Source organism: uncultured Campylobacter sp. (genome assembly GCF_937949835.1).
In the GTDB taxonomy this organism is placed as follows: Bacteria; Campylobacterota; Campylobacteria; order Campylobacterales; family Campylobacteraceae; genus Campylobacter_B.
In genome coordinates this window covers 1-1,597 of record NZ_CALEDC010000119.1, presented here as the reverse complement: position 1 = coordinate 1,597, position 1,597 = coordinate 1, and the positions used below count along the sequence as shown (strand labels likewise).

2 protein-coding genes are annotated in these 1,597 nt (G+C 47.8%); both read left to right on the top strand.

What is annotated here, in order from left to right; genetic code table 11:
* Positions 1-133: 133 nt before the first annotated feature.
* Entirely contained in the window at positions 134-436 is a 303-nt protein-coding gene (locus Q0256_RS02610) for an EexN family lipoprotein (protein WP_297959789.1), read from the top strand.
* A 612-nt stretch (positions 437-1,048) separates the two neighbouring features.
* The coding region (locus Q0256_RS02605) for a thiamine-phosphate kinase (RefSeq protein WP_297959787.1) at positions 1,049-1,597 on the top strand (549 nt) is incomplete at its 3' end.

The following is a 1,597-nucleotide window of genomic DNA, read 5'->3' as shown; positions in this document are numbered from 1 at the left end:
GAAATTTTATTCTGTTTGACTTGTAATTCATCAAAATCCTCTTTATATAATATACGGCTGCAAAAAGACAATATAAAAAACGAAAATTAAGTTTAACGAATATATAATTAGTCACCATTTAAAAGGAGAGGAAATGAAACGAATTTTTTTGTTGAGCCTTACGGCTATCGTAGGTTTGGGTCTTACCGGATGCAAGGAGGACGAGCCTAAAAAAACAATTGCAGATTATCTGCTTGCGCCGCTAGAAGCAAAAGCGAAACTAGAGCTTTGCGAGAAAATGCAGCCAAAGGATGTTATCAACGATAAAGAGTGCAATAATGCAAGCGAGGCGAAAAAATATTTAGCGCATATGAACGGACTTCTAGATGGAAAATGGTATGAAGTGGATTACTTTATAAAACATCCTGAACAGATTAGCGAGGATCTTAAAAAATAACAATCAAATTTTTGAAAGTAGTAGCGCAAATACGCTAATAATTTTTTCCCAAAGCGGGATTTGAAAAGAGAGAGTGGAAGTCTTAACGGCGAGCATTAAGTAGCTTCAAATTTTTCAAATTTTCTTTGCAGCTTTTATAGCCGCGTGCGGTCAAATATCAGATATGACTTTTGTCGCAGGCGGCTCGATAAAAACCTTACTTGACTTACTGCGCTTACGCAGCGTTTAAATTTAATCTCACCAGCGGCTGCGCTAAATTTTAAAATTTTAAGCTAGCCATTTTAAAGACTCGTTATCTGCGCAAGTGCGTGCAGACGGGCGCATGCAAGAAATAGCTTATGGCGCAGTTTTATCGCAGCCCTCCGTCCGCATCAAGTTATACCGAGCCGCGCCAAAGCCCCAAAACTCACGCGATTTCTAATTTTGCTATCGAGCCGCACCGAACCGCAGCCAAACTCGCGCGGCGAAAATCTAAATTTACGCTATAATCTTGCAAAGCGGAGCGTAGAACTCTTGCTGCGCGTGTGCGACGAAATTAAACAGGAGCCCGCAAATTAGGGCTTCTTAGCTTTCGCACGGTTGCGGCGTAACGCTAAATTTAACGGAGGGCGCATGGATAAAGAGCGGTATATTTTTGAGAAATTTAGATCGAAGCTTAACGGCGATGATTGCGCCGTAATCGGCGAGCGAGCGTATTGCAAGGACCTTTTCGTCGAGGGCGTGCACTTTCGCCGCGGCTGGCTTAGCCTGCGCGAGATCGGCGCAAAGGCGATGCTCGTAAACATCTCGGACATGATCGCGACGAACGCGCGCGCCAAATACGCCCTGCTGGGGCTTGCGCTGCCGCGCGAGATCGGCACGCGCGAGATCGACGAGCTGTGCGCGGGCGTGAGCGAAACGGCGCGCGAGTGGGGCATACGGATCATCGGCGGCGACACGATCGGCTCGGATCGCATCGCGCTTAGCGTGAGCCTGATCGGCAAGTGCAAGCGCCCCGTGTTTCGCAGCGGCGCGCGCGTGGGCGATCTCATCGCGCATACGGGCGAGCTAGGCGGCGTCGGGCGCGATCTGGCGGTGCTTTTAAGAGATGAAATTTCGCCCGCTAGCTCGCAGACGCAAAACCGAAACGATAAAATTTCGTCACTGCAAGACTCAAGCGAT